This is a genomic window from Georgenia satyanarayanai (assembly GCF_023715365.1).
GTDB classification, from domain to species: Bacteria; Actinomycetota; Actinomycetes; order Actinomycetales; family Actinomycetaceae; genus Oceanitalea; species Oceanitalea satyanarayanai_B.
Genome location: NZ_JAMBNZ010000001.1, coordinates 199667 through 218393, shown reverse-complemented (window position 1 = coordinate 218393; position 18727 = coordinate 199667). Strand labels below are relative to the sequence as shown.

Below are 18727 nucleotides of genomic sequence, written 5' to 3'. Positions count from 1 at the left end.
GGGCCCTTCCTCACTCAGCCGGTCATCCCGTGGTGGTCGTCCGACGGCGGGCGGCGAGTCCGCCACCGCCGGCCACGAGGAGCAGCGCGAGCAGCAGAGCGGTGAGCTCCACACCCGTGACGGGCAGGCCCCCGCGGCCCGGGCCGTCCGGTCCGCCCGCGGAAGGCGGCGTGGCGCCGTCCGTCGGGGCCGGGGAGCCGGTCGGCGGCTCCGTCGGCTCCTCGGTGGGCGGCGTCGTCGGCTCCTCGGGCGCGTCCACGAGCTGGCCCACGCCCCACCGCGCCGTGCTCTGGTAGCCGAGCCCCGTCGGGTCGGCCCAGTTACGGATGGACGTGCGGGTCGCGACGCCGTCGACGGTGCTCGCGTCGTTGACCTGGAAGTCCAGGCCGTGGAACGTCCCCAGGCCGCCCTCCTCGAGGAGACTGATGGCCACCTCGACGACGTACCCGTCCTCGGTCACGGACGTCGCGCTCTGGACCCGGTTGGCCTGGAAGGCCTCGTCGCCGGTGCCAAAGGACACGACGTTCTCGTAGCTGATCCGGATCTGGGTGTCGTCGTAGCGGTACGGGCCGTTCTTGTAGTTGCCCGCGTCGAGGTAGATCTCCACCGAGTCCTGCGCCCACGGGTCGCTGTGCTCGGCGTTCAGCTCGTCGTCGGTCACCTCCATGAGGACGTAGAGCGTGTTCTCGTCCCACAGCGTGCGCACCTCGGCCGTCGCCGTCCCGTCGGGATCCGTCCCGTCGGTGAGGAGCGTCTGCTTGTCGGTGGTGACGACGTTCGCCGACTCCCACACGTCGTCGACGTCGCCGTCGACCTCCGGCAGCGCCTCGGCCGGCGCGACCTCGAGGTAGGACAGCGGCTCGACGAGCGTGAGCTGGGCGAGGGTGCCCGGCGAGCTCCAGCCCACCGCGCCGTCCTCGACCAGCACCCGCAGGTCGAAGCCGAGGAGGTCGCCCTCCGCGGCGCCGTCGAGCGGGACGTGGACGACGGCGAGCCAGGCGTCGTCGACGTCCTCGGTGACCGCCTCGGCGTCACCCGAGCCGTCGCGCGCGACGGTGTAGGTGTCCTCGCCGACGACGATCTCGATCGCGTCCGCATCCCCGGTGACGGCGGCGAGCACCGTGAGGTGGTCCTCCTCCCAGCGCAGCTGGAAGGCCGCGAGCTCGTCGAGCGCCTCGTCCTGGACCGTGTGGAGCGGGAGCTGGGCCCACTCGACTGCCTCCCACGCCTCCTCGTCGAGCGGGACGTCGCCGGAGAAGACAAAGGCCGAGCGCTGCCGCGGCGCCAGCTCCTCACTGTCGACGGCTCCGAAGTACGCCGGCTTGGCGCGCAGGCTCCCGTCGAAGAGCAGCGGCGCGCCGTTGTCGTTGCGCCAGCTGCGGGTGTCGATGAGCCCCCAGACGGTCACCGAGTACAGGTCCTCGGCGTACTTCCGGAAGACGCGGAAGGCGTCGCGGTAGTAGTAGCCCTGCTCGACGAGCAGCGCCTGGGTCACCGGCGTGCCGGTGGTGACGTCCAGCTCGGTGACCACCTGCACGAGCCCGGTGTCCTGGAAGCGGACGATCGCGTCCTCCAGCGCCTGGACCGGCATGGCGAGGTTGACGTGGAACTGGTGCCCCACGCCGTCGATCGGCACGCCCCGGTCGATGAGCCGGTCGACGAGGTCGTAGTACCGCGTCTGCTTGCCGGACTGCTCGGTGTTGTAGTCGTTGATGAACAGCGTGACGGGGCGGTCGGTGCCCGGGGCGGCATAGACGTCGTTGAACGCCTCGTCCGCGTACTCGAAGGCGAGGTCGATGAAGTCCTCGCCGAGGATCCGGTACCACTCGCTGCGGCGCAGCCCGTCGGAGAACTCGCCGCTGTCGGAGACGACCTCGTTGACGACGTCCCACGCGTTCAGCGGGTTGGTCTCGCTGCCGAAGAGCCCGTACTCCGCGCTCATCGTCTCGGCGATGGAGAAGATGTGCTCCCGCATCCGCTCGCGCAGGACCTGCTGGTCCGCCGCGCTCGTCGTGAGCGGGGCGCCGGCCGCGTCCTGGAAGAACCAGGCCGGGGTCTGGCTGTGCCACACGAGGACGTGGCCGTACACGTCGAGGTCCTTGGCCTGGGCGAAGTCCATGATCGCCGCGGCCTCGGGGTGCATCCGGAAGGCGCCCGCGTCGTCGTACCAGGCCTCGGGCTTCATGTGGTTCTCGCCGGTCACCTGGTTGAAGTGGCGGGTGGTGAGCTCGGCGGAGTCACCGAGGGTCTCACGCCGGTCGATCGCCACGCCCACGGGGAAGGGCACGGTGTCCTGCAGCGGCGTGAGGTCCTCGACGCCGGTGCTGTCCTGGGACCGGATCGTCACGTCGTCGACGAGGAAGTCCCCGGAGCCGCCGGTGTTGTAGCTCGTCTCGACGTAGATCCGGGCACTGTCGGCGGCCGGCATGGTGAAGGTGGCCGTCACCTGCGTCCACCCCGAGGAGGTGACGCCAGGGACCTGCGCGAGGGTGTCGAAGGAGTCGGCGCCGTCGGTGGTGCGCTGCATGCTCAGCCAGATGTCGTCGGTGTCCTCACCGGCCGCCATCTTCACCCACGCGGTCACCTCGTAGGTCGTGCCGGTCTCGACCCGTCCGGTGAGGTCGAAGCCGATGCCGTCGCCCTGGGAGGTGCGACCCGAGACCAGGGCGGCCTGTGTGCCGCCGTGTGCCTCGGCGTCCGTCACCGAGACGGTCGGGTCCCCGTCGGCGTCGCCGCGCGGCGTCCAGCCCTGCAGGCCGTCCTCGAAGTCGAAGGTGAGGTCGAGCGGCGCGACGGAGTCGAGCAGCCCCCCGCTGGGAAGCGTGAAGGTGAAGCCCTCGGCGAGCCGCTCGGTGACGACGGTGCGGACAGCCGCGATCGAGCCCGCCCGGTTCCCGCCGCCGTCGTGCACGAGGACGACGGCCCCCGGGGCGACGGCGGCGCGGAGGTTGGCGGTCAGCGTCGCCTCGGACAGGTCGTTGCCGTCCCAGTCGAAGATGACGTTGCCCAGGCCGAGGGGCTGCATACCGAGCGCGACGGCCACCTCGGGCGTCACGCCCCGGCTGCCGTTCGGGGCCCGGAAGTAGGGGACCGGGTGGTCGGGGTCGCCGAGCGCCTCGCGGATGATCGCGAGGTTCTCCTTGAGATCGGCCTCGACCTCCTCCTGGGACCAGGCGCCCATGTCGGCGTAGCTCGTCGTGTGGTTGCACAGGGTGTGGCCCTCGTCGACCATCCGGCGCAGCAGCTCGGCACCGCCTTCAGCCTGGATGTTCTGACCGATGACGCAGAACGTCGCGGCCAGGTCGTTCTCGGCGAGGAGGTCGAGGAGGTCCGCGGTCTCGCCCGGGTTGGGGCCGTCGTCGAAGGTGAGGGCGGCGACGTCACCGGTGCCGCGCGCCGTCGTCACCTGCGCCTCGACCGGGCTCGTCGCCCCGCCGGGGACGAAGTCCGGGTCCGGGGTCGGCTCCCAGTCCTCGCCGCCGCCGCCGTCGTCGGGCGCGGACGTGATGAGGAGGTCGTCGAGGAGGTAGGTGTAGGTGCCCTCGGGCAGGTCACCGGTGCCGATGTAGACCTGGCCGTCGGCGGGTGCCGTGAGGGTGCCCGTCACGGTGGTCCAGGCGTCGGCGATCATCGTCGTGTTGCCGATCCACGTGTAGCCCGGCTTCATGACGAAGCGGACGCCGGCCTCGCCGGACGTGCCCTCGGCGAGCCGGGCGCGCATGGAGAAGGTGTACTCGGTGCCTTCCTCGAGGAGCCCGGCCGGCGTCTGGATGCCGATGTAGTCCGCGCTGCGGCCCGCGACGTGCAGGGCCTTGGTGCCGTCGACGTCGACGACGGACAGGGTGGGCTCACCGCTGAGCGCCCAGGGTTCCCAGGAGTCGTCCTCGAAGTCGATGCTCACGACGACGGCGGGGTCGCCTGCCGCCGCGGGCGCCGGGGGATCGCCCGGCGCTGCCGCGGCCGTGACCCCTCCGGTCAACGTGAGGGCCAGGAGGCCGGCGCCCAGGGGTCTCCAACGTGGTCGGTTCCGCGTCATCACTGCTCCTTCGCAGATGGTCAACTGGTGACGCACTGCACCGTAACCGTTTTCGAAAACGTTGTCGATAACGGTGTCGGTCCGGATGTGCGACCGCGCGAGCGTCCCGACGGCGGCCCACGCGCGGTGGGGGCCGCTAGCCTGGCCGCGACGGTGCGGGAGCCGTCGCGAGGAGGGTGGTCGCATGGACGCGGACGTCATCGTCGTCGGGGCGGGACTGGCCGGGCTGGTCGCCACGGCCGAGCTCGCCGGTGCCGGGCGCCGAGTGGTGCTCGTGGACCAGGAGCCGTTGCAGAACCTCGGTGGGCAGGCTTACTGGTCCTTTGGCGGGCTCTTCCTCGTCGACTCGCCCGAGCAGCGTCGCATGGGTGTGCACGACGGTGTCGAGCTCGCCTGGCAGGACTGGCAGGCCACTGCCGGCTTCGACCGTCCGCGCGAGGACCGCTGGCCCGAGCGCTGGGCGCGCGCGTACGTCGACTTCGCCGCGGGGGAGAAGCGCACCTGGCTCCACTCCCTGGGCGTGCGGTTCTTCCCGGTGGTCGGCTGGGCCGAGCGCGGCGGCACCCTGGCCACCGGCCCGGGCAACTCCGTGCCGCGGTTCCACATCGTCTGGGGGACCGGCCCCGGGCTCGTCGCGCCCTTCGCCCGCCAGCTACGTGCCGCCGTCGACGACGGACTCGTGCGCCTGGCCCCGCGTCACCGCGTCACCCGGCTCACCACGAGCGGGAGAGTGGTCGACGGCGTCGCGGGGCAGGTCCTCGCGCCGGACACCGCCGTGCGGGGTGGGCCGACGAGCCGGGAGGTCGTCGGAGACTTCGCGCTCCGGGCGCAGGCCGTCGTCGTCGCGTCCGGCGGGATCGGTGCCAACCACGAGCTCGTGCGGCGCTGGTGGCCGCAGTCCCTCGGCACGCCACCGGAGCGGATGCTCACCGGCGTCCCCGCGTACGTCGACGGCTCGATGCTCGAGGTCGCCGCGGAGGCCGGCGCGAACCTCGTCAACCGCGACCGCATGTGGCACTACACCGAGGGCATCGAGAACTACGCCCCCGTGTGGCCGGGGCACGGCATCCGGATCCTGCCGGGGCCGTCGTCGCTGTGGCTCGACGGCGCCGGCCGCCGCCTGCCCGCCCCGCTGTTCCCGGGCTTCGACACCCTGGCCACCCTGCGCCATCTGCGCAGCACCGGGTACGACCACAGCTGGTTCGTCCTCACCCAGCGGATCATCGAGAAGGAGTTCGCGCTCTCCGGCAGCGAGCAGAACCCCGACCTCACCGGCAAGGACCTGCGCCGGCTCGCCGAGCGGCTCCGTGCCGGTGCACCGGGGCCGGTGGCCGAGTTCATGCGGCAGGGAGCGGACTTCGTCGTCGCCGACACGCTCGAGGAGCTCGTCGCGGGGATGAACCGGGTGACGCCCGAGGCGCCGCTCGACCTCGACGTCGTCGCGCGGGAGGTCCACGCCCGTGACCGGGAGATGGCCAACGAGTTCACCAAGGACGCCCAGGTGACGGCGCTGCGCCAGGCCCGCACCTACCGCGGGGACCGCCTCATCCGCGTCGCCCCGCCCCACCGCCTCCTCGCCCCCGAGGCCGGGCCGCTCGTCGCGGTCAGGCTCCACGTCCTCACCCGCAAGACCTTGGGCGGGATCGAGACCGACCTCGAGGGCCGGGTCCTCACCGCCGACGGCGTCCCCGTCCCGGGCCTCTTCGCCGCTGGTGAGGCCGCGGGCTTCGGCGGGGGAGGCGTGCACGGGTACCGCTCCCTCGAGGGCACCTTCCTCGGCGGGTGCCTCTTCTCCGGCCGGCAAGCCGGCCGCGGGGCCATCGCGGCGACGTAGCGGTCGGGGCGGCGGGGAGGGCGCCGCCGCCGTCGTCGCCGGTTAGGTGTGGACCTCTGGTCCTCCGACGTCGCGGATGCCACACCTCGGCCCGGCTGGTGGGCGCACGCGGCGTGCCCGAGCACCTCGCGGTCGTGGGAAACTGGTCCCCATGGCTATGCGAGACATCCGCGTCGTGGGTGACCCCGTCCTGCGCACCCCGTGCGAACCGATCACGGACATCGACGAGCGTGTCACGATGCTCGTCGAGGACCTCCTCGAGACGGTCGACCACGAGGGACGGGCCGGACTGGCGGCCAACCAGATCGGTGTCAGCCTGCGCGCCTTCTCGTGGAACATCGACGACGAGATCGGCTACGTGCTCAACCCGCGCCTCGTCGAGGTCTCGGAGGAGGAGTACCAGGACGGCGACGAGGGCTGCCTCTCCGTGCCGGGCCTGTGGTTCCCCACCGAGCGCGCCTGGTACGCGCGCGTCGAGGGCACCGACCTGGACGGCAAGAAGGTCGTCGTCGAGGGCGAGGAGCTCATGGCCCGCTGCCTCCAGCACGAGTGCGACCACCTCGACGGCATGCTCTACATCGACCGCCTCGAGCGCGCCCAGCGCAAGAAGGCGATGCGCGCGATCCGCGAGATGCTCTGAGCCCTTCCGCCGACGCTGATTGTCGGTTAAAGTGAGCGGCTGGTCCGGCCGTCGGACCTCACCTTGGGGAGGGTGCGTGCTCAACCTCTGGAACCTCACCGCGCGCTACGACCGCGACCTCGGTCGTCTGGCCAGCGCGCTGTGTTGTCGACCCTGAGCACCCGCGGGACCTGAGTCCCGGACGCCCCCGGCGACGACGCCGACCCTGAACCATCCCGCCGACCCGTGTCGGCACGCGTCCGAGTACCCGCGTCGGCGTGTGCGCCTTTCGCGCGCGCCGCCACCCTTGTCACCTTCGCGTACCCGGAAAGGCAGTCATGTCCACGTCCACTGCTCCTACCCGACGGCGTCTGCGGGCGCCGTCCTTCACCGTCCAGATCCTCGCCGCCCTCGTCCTGGGTGTGCTGCTCGGCTGGTGGGCGCTCGCGATCGGTGAGGGCCCGGGCGAGGAGCCCAACGGGCTCACCGTCGCGCTCAGCACCATCGGCTCGACCTTCGTCAGCCTGCTGCGCGCCACGGTGCCGCCGCTGGTCTTCACCGCGATCGTCGCCTCGATCGCCAACCTGCGCGGCGTCGCGAACGCCGCCCGCCTCGCCGGTCAGACGCTGCTGTGGTTCGCCATCACCGCGGCGGCCTCGGTCGTCATCGGCATCGGGCTGGGCCTGGTCATGCAGCCGGGCATCAACACCTCGGTCGGTGCCGACGCCGCGAGCGACCCCGGCCGCTCCGGCAGCTGGCTCGACTTCCTCAGCGGCCTCGTGCCGGTGAACTTCCTCGGCCTGGAGACCTCGGCCTCGCTCGAGCGGAACGCGGCTGGCGACATCCTCGGCGTGGGCAGCTCGCTGAGCTTCAACGTCCTGCAGATCCTCGTCATGGCCCTCGTCGTCGGCATCGCCGCGCTCAAGGTGGGGGACAAGGCCGAGCCCTTCCTCTCGGTCAACCGCTCCCTCCTCGCGATCATCCAGAAGCTGCTGTGGTGGATCATCCTCCTCGCGCCCCTGGGCACGCTCGGACTCATCGGCCGCGCCATCGCCACCTACGGCTGGGACGCCCTCGCGCCGCTCGGCACCTTCGCCGGCGCCGTCTACATCGGTCTCGCGCTCGTCCTCGTCGTCGTCTACCCGATCGTCCTCAAGACGAACGGTCTCGGCGTCATGCGCTTCTTCCGCGGCGCCTGGCCGGCCATCCAGCTCGCCTTCGTCTCCCGCTCCTCGATCGGCACCCTCCCGCTCACGCAGCGGGTGACCGAGCGCAACCTCGGTGTCCCGCCGGCCTACGCCTCCTTCGCCGTGCCGCTCGGCGCGACGACGAAGATGGACGGCTGCGCCTCGATCTACCCGGCCCTCGCCGCCATCTTCGTCGCCCAGTTCTTCGGGCTCGAGCTCGGCGTCACCGACTACCTCCTCATCGCGTTCGTGTCCGTCGTCGGCTCCGCGGCGACGGCCGGACTCACCGGCGCGATCGTCATGCTCACCCTCACGCTGTCGACCCTGGGTCTGCCGCTCGAGGGTGTGGGCCTGCTCCTGGCCATCGACCCGATCCTCGACATGGGCCGCACGGCGACGAACGTCGCCGGCCAGGCGCTCGTGCCGACCGTCGTCGCCAAGCGCGAGGGCATTCTCGACCTCGAGCGGTACAACTCCGCCAACGCGGAGAACATCTTCTCCGACGACGACGAGGAGTACGCCGCCCAGGCGCCGGAGCAGGTGAGCGGCCGGCCCGAGGTGGCCGAGCCGCAGCCGGTACGCGCCTGAGCCGAGTGCCGGGACGGTCCCACGCAGGGCCCGTCCCGGCACCGGTGTGGCATGATGAGCCCGTCACGCCGTGATCGTGAAGAGCCGCTGGTTCCAGCCCTGAGGTCGTAGGGGAAGACGTACCTCAACCGGAACCAGGAGGGTCGACATGAGTGGTGCCAGCACCCGCGGTGTCATTTTCGTGCACTCTGCGCCCCGTGCGCTGTGCCCCCACATCGAGTGGGCGGCGGGGACGGTCCTCGACGGACGCGTCACCCTGGAGTGGACGGAGCAGCCTGCCGCGCCCGGACTCTTCCGCGCCGAGTACTCGTGGGCCGGACCAGTGGGGACCGGGGCACGTCTCGCCTCGGCGCTGCGCGGCTGGACGCACCTGCGCTACGAGATCACCGAGGACCCCGCGCCGGGCGTCGACGGCGGCCGCTGGTCCCACACCCCCGAGCTGGGGATCTTCCACGCCCAGACCGACGCCCACGGCAACGTCGTCGTCCCCGAGGACCGCATCCGCGCGGCCCTGGAGTTCGCCGCCGACCCCGCCCGCATGCGCCACGAGATGAACCTCGCGCTCGGCCAGGCCTGGGACGACGAGCTCGAGCCCTTCCGCTACGCCGGCGCCGGTGCCCCCGTGCGCTGGCTCCACCGCGTCGGCTGACCCGCCCGCCCCGCGAAGCGCGAGGCGCCCGGGAGACGTCAGGCGTTGCGCAGCGCCAGGGCGACGTTGTGGCCGCCGAAGCCAAAGGCGTTGTTGACGCCGACGACGTCGCCCGCGGGCAGCTCGCGCGGTGTGCCCCGGACGAGGTCGATCTCGAGGTCCGCGTCCATCTCGGTGACGTTGATCGTCGGGGGAGCGGTGCGCTCCTTGATCGCCAGGACGGTGAAGATGGTCTCCAGCGCGCCGGCGCCACCGAGGAGGTGCCCGGTCATCGACTTCGTCGCGGAGATGGTCACGTGGTCGGCCTCGGCGCCCAGGCCGCGGCGGATCGCGGCGGCCTCGATGCCGTCGCCCACGGGCGTGGACGTCGCGTGGGCGTTGACGTGGACGACGTCGCGGCCGGTGACACCGGCGTCCTCCAGCGCAAGGCGCATGGCGCGCTCCTGCCCGGCGCCGGTGGGGTCGGGCGGGGCGATGGCGTACGCGTCGGACGTCATGCCGACGCCGCAGATCTCGGCGTACACGCGCGCGCCGCGGGCGGCGGCGTGCTCCGCGCTCTCCAGGACGACGATCCCGGCGCCCTCACCCATGACGAAGCCGTCACGGGTGGTGTCGTAGGGCCGCGAGGCGCCCGCCGGGTCGTCGTTGCGGGTGGACAGCGCCTGCATCTTGGCGAAGGCGGCGAGCGGCATCGGGTGGATCGCGGCCTCGGTGCCGCCGGCGACGACGACGTCGGCGCGGCCCGAGCGGATCATCTCGACGCCCATGGCGATCGCCTCCGCGCCGGAGGCGCAGGCGGACACCGGGGCGTGGGCCCCGGCGCGGGCGCCGACCTCGAGGGAGACGTACCCGGCGGGGGAGTTGGGCATGAGCATGGGCACGGTGAGCGGCATGACGCGACGTGCGCCGCGCTCCTTGACCGTGTCCCAGGCGTCGAGCAGCGTCCACACGCCACCGATCCCGGAGGAGACGACGGCGCCGAGGCGCTCCGGCTCGACCTCGGGGGCGCCGGCGTCGGCCCAGGCCTCGCGCGTGGCGATGACGGCGTACTGGGCGCTGGGGTCCATCTTGCGGGTCTCGTTGCGCGCCAGGACGTCGGCGGCGGGCACGGCGAGCTGGCCGGCGAAGGTCACCGGGATCTCGTAGCGCTCGGACCAGTCGTTCTCGAGGGTGCGCACACCCGAGCGCCCGGCGAGGGCACCGGCCCAGGTGGAGGGCACGTCGCCGCCCAGCGGCGTGGTGGCGCCGAGCCCGGTGACGACGACGGTGGGGGTGGCCATGACAGCTCCTCGGGTGTGGCGGGGGTGTGGGGGACGACCGGGGCGGCAGCGCCGCCCCGGTCGACTCGGTCAGGCGTTCTGGGCGCCCTGGATGAAGGAGACGGCGTCCTGGACGGTCGCGAGGCCCGCGACCTCCTCGTCGGGGATACGGACCTCGAACTTCTCCTCGGCCAGCGTCACGATCGTCATCATCGACAGGGAGTCGATGTCGAGGTCGTCGGTGAAGGACTTCTCCGGAAGGACCGCGTCGACCGGCAGGCCGGTCTCCTCGTTGACGATCTCCGCCAGTCCGGCCAGGATCTCCTGCTCGCTGTAAGCCATGGGTGTTGCTCCAATTCGGTGTGGGTTGGTCGAAAAAACAGTGTGGTCTACGACGTGCTCGTCGTTCCGGGCGACGCGCCCGTCACGGCAGCGCCACCACCTGGGCGGCGTAGGCGAGACCGGCGCCGAAGCCGATCTGCAGGGCCAGGGCGCCGGACTCCACCGCACCCTCCCGCTGCAGCCGCTCGGTCGCGAGGGGGATGGAGGCGGCGGAGGTGTTGCCCGTCTGGGCGATGTCACGCGCGATGACCACGGACTCGGGCAGCCCCAGCTGCTTGGCGAGCTGGTCGATGATGCGCATGTTGGCCTGGTGGGGGATGAACACCTCGATGTCCTCCGGGCGCAGCCCCGCGACCTCGATGGCCTCCTTGGCCACCTTCGCCATCTCGAAGCTCGCCCACTTGAACACCGTGGGGCCCTTCTGGCGCAGGGTCGGCCACGAGGTGTCGGTCCCGTCGCGGAACGTGAGCCAGGAGTGGGTCTGGTAGATCGCGTCGGCCTGACCGCCGTCGGAGCCCCACACGGTGGGGCCGATGCCCGGGGTGTCGGACGGGCCGACGACGGCGGCGCCCGCGCCGTCGCCGAGGATGAAGGAGATCGTCCGGTCGGTCGGGTCGATGAAGTCCGACATCCGCTCCGCGCCGACGACGAGCACGTACTCGGCGGTGCCGGCCCGCACGAGCGCGTCGGCCTGGGCGATGCCGTAGCAGTACCCGGCGCACGCGGCGGAGATGTCGTAGGCGGCGGCGGGGGTGGCGCCGATGCGGTCGGCGATGATCGTCGCCAGCGCGGGCGTCTGCTCGAGGTGGGTGACGGTGGCGACGATGACGGCGCCGAGCTGGGAGCCCTCGACGCCCGCGGCGGCCAGCGCCCGGCGGGCGGCCTCCTCGGTCATCGCCGCGATCGTCTGCTCCTCGGTGGCCCGGCGGCGCTCGATGATGCCGGTGCGCTGCTGGATCCACTCGTCGGAGCTGTCGATGGGTCCGACGATGTCGTCGTTGGGCACGACGTTCTCACCGCGCACGCCGCCGATCCCGAGGATGCGCGAGTAGGTGGTCGGCTGCGCCGAGCGCAGGGTGGGACGGGTCATCGGGAGCCTCCGTGCTCGCGCACCAGCTCGCGGGCCGCGTCGATCTGGTCGGGGGACTTCAGGGCGAGGGTCTGCACGCCGGGCAGCGTACGTCGGGCCAGGCCGGTGAGGACACCGGCGGGCGCGAGCTCGATGACGGCGGTGACGCCGAGCTCGAGCATCGTCTGGCAGCACAGGTCCCAGCGGACCGGGCGCGCGACCTGCGCGACGATCCGCTCGAGGGCGTCGGCGCCCGAGCCGACGGCGGCGCCGTCGGCGTTGGACAGGAGGGTGGCGCTCGGGTCGGCCGGCGTGATCTGCCCGGCGGCCGCGCGGACCTGCTCGACGGCGGGGGCCATGTGCTCGGTGTGGAAGGCGCCGGCCACCTGGAGCGGGACGACGCGGGCCTTGGCGGGCGGCGCGTCGGCGAGCGCGGTGAGCTGCTCGAGTGTGCCCGCGGCGACGACCTGCCCACCGCCGTTGACGTTCGCGGCGGTGAGCCCGTGGGCGGCGAGCGTCGCCTCGACCTCGGCCGGGTCCCCACCGACGACGGCGCTCATCCCGGTGGGCGTGACGGCGGCGGCCGCGGCCATGGCTCGTCCACGCACCCCGACGAGCGTGAGGGCGTCCGTGGCGCTCAGCGTGCCCGCGACGGCCGCGGCGGCGAGCTCACCGACGGAGTGGCCGGCGGTGACGCCGACTGCGCCGGTGTCCTCACCGAGCAGGGCCTGCAGCGAGAGCAGGGACGCGGCGACGATGAGCGGCTGCGCGTACTGCGTGTCCCGGATCGTCTCGGCGTCAGCCTGGGTGCCGAGCTGGCGCAGGTCCGCCTGTGCGGCCTCGCTGAAAGCCTCGAGGGACGCGTCGAGAGCGGGCAGCTCGAGCCAGGGGCTGAGCATGCCGGGGGCCTGGGCGCCCTGACCGGGGCAGAGGATGGCAAGCACGGATTCCACTCTGCCAACAAAACGATGTCCGTCCACGCCTACGACGCCTACCAACTCGTTTCCGAGGCCTTGTGGAGTGTCCACAAACGTCGGGCTCTGGCGTCGTCAGGGTGCGACGCCGGTCACACGCCCGAGTGGTCTCCCGCCCCGGCGGAGAGCCGGCCGACGACGAGCGCCACCTGGAGGACGAAGGCCTCGCGCGGGACGGTCGCGTCCCAGCCGACCACCTGGGAGATGCGGCGCAGGCGGTAGCGGACGGTGTTGGGGTGGACGTACAGCGCCCGGGCGGCCGCCTCGAGGGAGCGGCCCTGGGCGAGGTACTCGCCCAGGGTCTCCAGGAGCGGGCCGCCGGTCGTGGCCAGGGGCCGGTAGATCTCGGTGAGGAGGGTGCGGCGGGCGAGTGGGTCGCCGTTGACGAGGCGTTCGGGCAGGAGCTCGTCCGCCTCGACGAGCTCGGGGGCGTCGGGCCAGGCCGGCGCGGCGATGAGGCCGGCGAGCGCGGCGCGGGCCGAGCGTCCGGCGTCGGCGATGTCGGCGACCTGCGGGCCGATGACGACGGTGCCGGGGCGCAGGCGCGGCATGAGGGAGTCGGCGGCGGCGCGCAGCTCCTCACCACCGAGGACGACGACGAGCCGGTCGCCCTGGATCCCCACGAGGGCGTCGGAGGCGGCGCGGCGGCAGGCGCGGCGCAGCTCGGCGGTGCTGCGCTCGTCGAGCGGGCCGCGGGTGGTGCCGACGAGGACGACGGTCGAGCCGGTGCCCGACCACCCGAGCGCCGAGGCGCGCGAGCGCAGCGAGGCGTCGGTGTCCCCGCGGACGAGGGAGTCCACGACGAGTGCCTCGAGGCGGGCGTCCCACGCGCCGCGGGCCTCGGCGGCGCGGGCGTAGACCTCCGCGGCGGAGAAGGCGACCTCGCGGGAGTAGCGCAGGACGGCGTCGCGCAGGTCGCGCTGCTGCCCCGGGGCGGCGAGCTGGACGGCGTTGTCCTCGACGACCTCGACGACGAGCCGCACGAGCTGGAGCGTGTGCTGCAGGGAGATCGAGCGGGTGAGCTCCGGGGGCGCCGCCCGGAAGATCTCGGCGGCGTTGTAGGTGGCCGCCGAGGAGCTCTCGAACCAGGTGATGAAGGCGGCGATGCCGGACTGGGCGACGAGCCCGATCCACGAGCGGTCCTCGGCGGCGAGCTCGCGGTACCAGGGGATCTCGGCGTCCAGGCGCTTGAGCGCGGCCGTGGTGAGCAAGTCGGTCCCGCCGCGCAGGCGACGGACGACGTCGGAGCTGTCGTGCGCGTCGGCGGACGTGCTGCCAGGGACCATGGGCCAGAGCATAGGGGAGCGCTTGTGGGGAGCCGACAAGAGCGCCCGGCTGATGAGAATCTGTGGCCGATGTTGAGGTGGGCGACGCCGTCGGCATGAGGGGAGAGCCATCTGACAGTAGGGTCGACGGCATGGCTCTCCTCGCACGACTGAAGGCGCTGCTCACCCGGCGCAGCCCGATGCGGCGGCCGGGTACCCGGCAGGCCACCACCGCTGCCCGCAGCGAGGACCTCCCCCAGGAGGCCACCCTGCGGGCCAAGCTGGTGGACGACCCCAACGACATCCAGGCGTTCCGGGAGCTGGCCGAGCTGGTCCGCCGCCGCGCCGACTCGGTGGAGCCGGTCGACCCGCTCATCGCCGAGCACGAGCGCGCGGAGCACCACATCGGCGCGGACGTCGCCATCTGGGCACTGGCCGAGGAGCTCGCGGGCAACCCGCGGGCCTGGTACCCGCTCATCGAGCTCGCCCGCCTGTCCCTCCACGACGACCACGAGGGGGCGATGCGCCGCCTCAACGCCGCCTGCGAGCGCGAGCACACCGGTCTCGCGCTGGCCGAGGGCGTCCGCACGCTCCGCGAGGCAGAACTGCCGGGCGACGGGCTCGGCCTGGGGGTGGGCCAGTGGTCCCCGCGCGACCACGTCGTCGAGGCCGGGCGGCAGATCGTGCTCGCCGCCCTGGACGCCGAGCGCCCGCTCGACGCGCGCCGCCACCTCGAGGAGCTCAAGGCCCGCGACGACGCCGAGACCCGCGCCGCCGTCACCGAGCTCGAGCCCCGCGTGGCGGCCGCCGAACGCCTCTGACACCCCTTTCGCCGAGAGCCGGATTCCTCCCCGGAGGAATCCGGCTCTCGGCGCATGTAGGGATGAAACGGGGGGACATCGGTCCCTCCTCCGCACCCTTTTCGCTTGCTTGACTGGTGGCATCACCGCACCCGGTGCCACCCCCGAGGGTCATCACCCGCGGCCCTCGGCCACCCGAGGAGGAAACATGTCAGACACGATGCGCGCCGCCGTCGTCCCCGAGCTCGGCCAGCCGCTGAGCATCGAGGACGTCCCCGTCCCCACCCCCGGGCCCTACGAGGCGCTCGTCAAGGTGGAGTACACCGGCGTCTGCCACACCGATCTCCACGCCGCCCACGGCGACTGGCCGGTCAAGCCCGTCGCCCCCTTCATCCCCGGCCACGAGGGTGTGGGGACCGTCGTCGCCGTCGGCGACCGCGTCGAGCGCGTCACGGTCGGTGACACCGTCGGCAACGCGTGGCTCGCCAGCGCGTGCGGCGAGTGCGAGTACTGCCAGACCGGCTGGGAGACGCTGTGCGAGTCCCAGCAGAACAGCGGCTACTCGGTCGACGGCTCCTTCGGCCAGTACATGCTCGTCGACTCCCGGTACTGCCCCGTCATCCCCGACGGCGTGGACGCGGCCGCCGCCGCGCCGGTCCTGTGCGCCGGGGTCACCGTCTACAAGGGCCTGAAGGTCACCGACACCAAGCCGGGGGAGTGGGTGCTCATCTCGGGGATCGGTGGGCTCGGCCACATCGCCGTCCAGTACGCCGTCGCCATGGGGCTGCGCGTCGCCGCGGTCGACGTCGACGACAGCAAGCTCGAGCTCGCCCGCCGCCACGGGGCGGAGGTCGCCGTCAACGCCCGCACGAGCGAGGACCCGGCCGCGGAGATCAAGGCCGCGACCGGTGGCGTGCACGGTGCCCTCGTCACCGCCGTCAATGCCCACGCCTTCCCGCAGGCCGTCGGGGCGCTGCGCCGGGGCGGCACGGTGTCCCTCGTCGGCCTGCCGCCGGAGCAGTTCCCGCTCGACATCTTCACCACCGTGCTCTTCGGCCTCACGGTGCGCGGCTCGATCGTCGGCACCCGCAAGGACATGGCCGAGGCGCTCGACTTCTTCGCGCGCGGCAAGATCAGCCCCACCTACACGGTGCGGCCCATGGCGGAGATCAACGAGATCTTCGCCGAGATGGAGGCCGGCCGGATCGACGGCCGCGTGGTGATGAGCATGGCCGACTGACACCCGCCCCCCCGAAAAAGCGCCGAGCGCTGAGTTGTTCCAGGAACAACTCAGCGCTCGGCGCTTCTTGTGTGGTGCGGGGGTCTTAGGAGTCACCGCCCGCCGTGCCGGACTCGCCGGCGTTGACGTCGGACAGGCGGTACTTCTCGGCCGCCTGGCGCGGGGCGTCGGCGTCGATCGCGCCCTGGGCCGCGAGGGCCTGCAGCGCCTTGACCACCATCGAGTGGGAGTCGATGAGGAACTGGCGGCGGGCCGCCGGGCGGGTGTCGGAGTAGCCGAAGCCGTCCGCACCGAGGACGTGGTAGTCGCCCGGCACCCACTGACGGATCAGGTCCGGGACCATGTGGTCCCAGTCGCTCGTGGCGATGTACGGGCCACCGGCGTCACGCAGCTTGGCGGTGACGTAGGCCTCGCCGTGGTCGCCGCCCGGCTCGAGCAGCCGCTGGCGCTCGACCTGCAGGGCCTGGCGGCGCAGCTCGCCCCAGCTCGTCACCGACCACACGCCGGCGCGAACGCCCCAGTCCTCGGCGAGGATCTCGCGGGCGTGCAGCGCCCACGGCACCCCGACGCCGGAGGCGAGCAGCTGGACCCACGGCCCCTCGCCCTCGGACGCCGCGAGCCGGTGGATGCCCTTGAGGATGCCCTCGACGTCGACGTCCTCCGGCTCGGCCGGCTGGACCATCGGCTCGTTGTACACCGTGAGGTAGTACATGACGTTCGGGTCGCGCGGGTCGTCGGCGCCGTACATGCGCTGCAGGCCATCGCGGACGATGTGACGGATCTCGTAGGCGTAGGCCGGGTCGTAGTTGACGAACGCGGGGTTCGTCTGGGCGAGCACGAGGGAGTGCCCGTCCATGTGCTGCAGGCCCTCACCGGCCAGCGTGGTCCGTCCGGCGGTGGCGCCGATGACGAAGCCGCGGGTCAGCTGGTCCCCGGCGGCCCAGAAGGCGTCACCGGTGCGCTGGAAGCCAAACATCGAGTAGAAGATGTAGACCGGGATGAGCGGCTCGCCGAGGGTGGCGTAGGACGTGCCGACGGTCTGGAAGACCGCCGCCGAGCCCGCCTCGTTGATGCCCATGTGCATGATCTGGCCGGTCTCGGACTCCTTGTAGGAGAGCATGAGGTCGGCGTCCACGGCGGTGTAGTTCTGGCCGTGGGTGTTGAAGATCTTCGCGGTCGGGAAGATGGCGTCCAGGCCGAAGGTGCGCGCCTCGTCCGGGATGATCGGCACGATCCGGCTGCCGATCTCCTTGTCCTTCATCAGCTCCTTGAGGAGCCGGACGAAGGCCATGGTCGAGGCGACCTCCTGCTTGCCCGAGCCGCTCTTGAGTACCTCGTAGGGCTTGGCGTCGGGCAGGGGCAAGGTGCCCTTGTCACCGCGGCGCTCGGGGACGAAGCCGCCCAGCGCCTTGCGCCGCTCGAGCATGTACTGCAGCGCGGGGTCGTCGTCCTCGGGGCGGTAGTACGGCGCGTTGTACGGGTCCTCGAGCTGCTCGTCGGGGATCGGGATGCGCAGGGCGTCCCGGAGCATCTTGAGGTCCGTCGTCTTCATCTTCTTCATCTGGTGCGTGGAGTTACGACCAGCGAAGCTCGGGCCCAGGCCGTAGCCCTTGACCGTCTGCGCGAGGATGACCGTGGGCTGCCCGGTGTGGTCCATGGCGGCCTTGTAGGCGGCGTAGATCTTGCGGTAGTCGTGGCCGCCGCGCTTGAGCGCCCAGATCTCGTCGTCCGTCATATCCTTGACGAGCTCCTTGGTCCGCGGGTCGCGGCCGAAGAAGTGCTCACGGACGTAGGCGCCGTCGTTCGCCTTGTAGGTCTGGTAGTCGCCGTCGAGCGTCTGGTTCATGAGGTTGACCAGAGCACGGTCCTTGTCGGCGTTGAGCAGGGAGTCCCACTCGCGGCCCCACAGGACCTTGATGACGTTCCAGCCGGCGCCGCGGAAGAAGGCCTCGAGCTCCTGGACGATCTTGCCGTTGCCGCGGACCGGGCCGTCGAGGCGCTGCAGGTTGCAGTTGACGACGAACGTGAGGTTGTCCAGGCCCTGCTGGGCGGCGAGCTGGAGCATGCCGCGCGACTCGGGCTCGTCCATCTCGCCGTCGCCGAGGAACGCCCACACGTGCTGCTGGGAGGTGTCCTTGATCCCGCGCTCGTGGACGTAGCGGTTGGTGAAGGCCTGGTGGATGGCCTCGGCCGGGCCCAGCCCCATGGAGACCGTGGGGAACTCCCAGAAGTCCTGCATGAGGCGCGGGTGCGGGTAGGAGGGCAGCCCGCCACCGGGGTGGGAGTGCTCCTGGCGGAAGCCGTCGAGGTCGTCCTCGCTCAGGCGGCCCTCGAGGTAGGCGCGGGCGTAGTTTCCCGGCGCGGAGTGGCCCTGGAAGAAGACCTGGTCGCCGCCACCGGGGTGGTCCTTCCCGCGGAAGAAGTGGTTGAGGCCCACCTCGTAGAGCGTGGCGATCGAGGCGTAGGAGGAGATGTGGCCACCGACGGAGACGCCGGGGCGCTGGGCGCGGGTGACCATGACGGCGGCGTTCCAGCGGATCCAGCCGCGGTACTTGCGCTCGGAGGCCTCGTCGCCCGGGAAGTACGGCTCCTCGTGGATGCCGATGGTGTTGACGTACGGGGTGGTCATGGGGGCCGGCACGGCCACGTTGCGCTGCCGTGCGCGGCGCAGCAGGTTGAGCAGCATGTAGCGGGCCCGGGGGCCGCCGCGCTCGTCGATGAGACCGTCGAGAGACTCGAGCCACTCCTGGGTCTCAGCGGTGTCGATGTCCCTCACCTGGCTCAGCAGGCCGTCGATGAGCGGTCCAGATCCGTCCTGTGGACTCACACGTCCTCTTTCCCTCAGGCGTCGGCGCGCCGACGCGC

General features: G+C 72.1%; 13 protein-coding genes. 6 read left to right on the top strand and 7 right to left on the bottom strand.

Annotated elements, in window-relative coordinates; all coding sequences use genetic code 11:
* Positions 1–22: 22 nt before the first annotated feature.
* Positions 23–4036, bottom strand: a complete 4014-nt coding sequence (locus tag M3148_RS00985; RefSeq protein ID WP_251302782.1) for an endo-1,4-beta-xylanase — start codon at positions 4034–4036, stop codon at positions 23–25.
* 184 nt (positions 4037–4220) lie between these two features.
* Here M3148_RS00985 and M3148_RS00980 point away from each other — a divergent pair, with 184 nt between their 5' ends.
* From M3148_RS00980 to M3148_RS00965, 4 genes are all read left to right on the top strand, one after another.
* Entirely contained in the window at positions 4221–5870 is a 1650-nt protein-coding gene (locus tag M3148_RS00980; RefSeq protein WP_251302781.1) for an FAD-binding dehydrogenase, read from the top strand.
* A gap of 151 nt (positions 5871–6021) precedes the next feature.
* Positions 6022–6510 (top strand): peptide deformylase, encoded by a 489-nt coding sequence (gene def, locus M3148_RS00975; protein WP_251302780.1) that lies wholly within the window; start codon positions 6022–6024, stop codon positions 6508–6510.
* Positions 6511–6827: 317 nt separating this feature from the next.
* Entirely contained in the window at positions 6828–8264 is a 1437-nt protein-coding gene (locus M3148_RS00970) for a dicarboxylate/amino acid:cation symporter (RefSeq protein ID WP_251302779.1), read from the top strand.
* Between the two features lie 148 nt (positions 8265–8412).
* Positions 8413–8913: a DUF3145 domain-containing protein gene (locus M3148_RS00965; protein WP_251302778.1), complete on the top strand. Its 501-nt coding sequence runs from the start codon at positions 8413–8415 to the stop codon at positions 8911–8913.
* 38 nt (positions 8914–8951) lie between these two features.
* Here M3148_RS00965 and M3148_RS00960 read toward each other — a convergent pair whose 3' ends face one another.
* From M3148_RS00960 to M3148_RS00940, 5 genes are all read right to left on the bottom strand, one after another.
* A complete protein-coding gene (locus tag M3148_RS00960) occupies positions 8952–10193 on the bottom strand; it encodes a beta-ketoacyl-[acyl-carrier-protein] synthase family protein (RefSeq protein ID WP_251302777.1) in 1242 nt (413 codons plus the stop codon).
* Between the two features lie 69 nt (positions 10194–10262).
* Positions 10263–10514 carry an acyl carrier protein gene (locus tag M3148_RS00955; RefSeq protein WP_251302776.1) on the bottom strand — a complete coding sequence of 84 codons (252 nt, stop codon included), beginning with the start codon at positions 10512–10514 and terminating at the stop codon, positions 10263–10265.
* 82 nt (positions 10515–10596) lie between these two features.
* The gene (locus M3148_RS00950; protein WP_251302775.1) at positions 10597–11604 is read right to left on the bottom strand and encodes a beta-ketoacyl-ACP synthase III; all 1008 of its coding nucleotides are present in this window, start codon (positions 11602–11604) and stop codon (positions 10597–10599) included.
* Positions 11601–12527, bottom strand: coding sequence for an ACP S-malonyltransferase (locus M3148_RS00945; RefSeq protein WP_251302774.1), 927 nt, complete (start codon positions 12525–12527; stop codon positions 11601–11603). Before M3148_RS00945 ends, M3148_RS00950 begins: the two co-directional genes overlap by 4 nt.
* A 122-nt stretch (positions 12528–12649) precedes the next feature.
* Positions 12650–13843 (bottom strand): PucR family transcriptional regulator, encoded by a 1194-nt coding sequence (locus M3148_RS00940; protein ID WP_251302773.1) that lies wholly within the window; start codon positions 13841–13843, stop codon positions 12650–12652.
* Positions 13844–13974: 131 nt separating this feature from the next.
* Between M3148_RS00940 and M3148_RS00935 the strand changes: the two genes are divergently transcribed.
* Together M3148_RS00935 and adhP are read left to right on the top strand one after the other, a co-directional pair.
* A complete protein-coding gene (locus M3148_RS00935; protein WP_251302772.1) occupies positions 13975–14643 on the top strand; it encodes a hypothetical protein in 669 nt (222 codons plus the stop codon).
* A 187-nt stretch (positions 14644–14830) separates the two neighbouring features.
* Positions 14831–15862 carry an alcohol dehydrogenase AdhP gene (adhP, locus tag M3148_RS00930; protein WP_251302771.1) on the top strand — a complete coding sequence of 344 codons (1032 nt, stop codon included), beginning with the start codon at positions 14831–14833 and terminating at the stop codon, positions 15860–15862.
* Positions 15863–15947: 85 nt separating this feature from the next.
* Here adhP and aceE read toward each other — a convergent pair whose 3' ends face one another.
* The gene (gene aceE / locus M3148_RS00925) at positions 15948–18689 is read right to left on the bottom strand and encodes a pyruvate dehydrogenase (acetyl-transferring), homodimeric type (protein WP_251302770.1); all 2742 of its coding nucleotides are present in this window, start codon (positions 18687–18689) and stop codon (positions 15948–15950) included.
* Between the last annotated feature and the right edge of the window lie 38 nt (positions 18690–18727).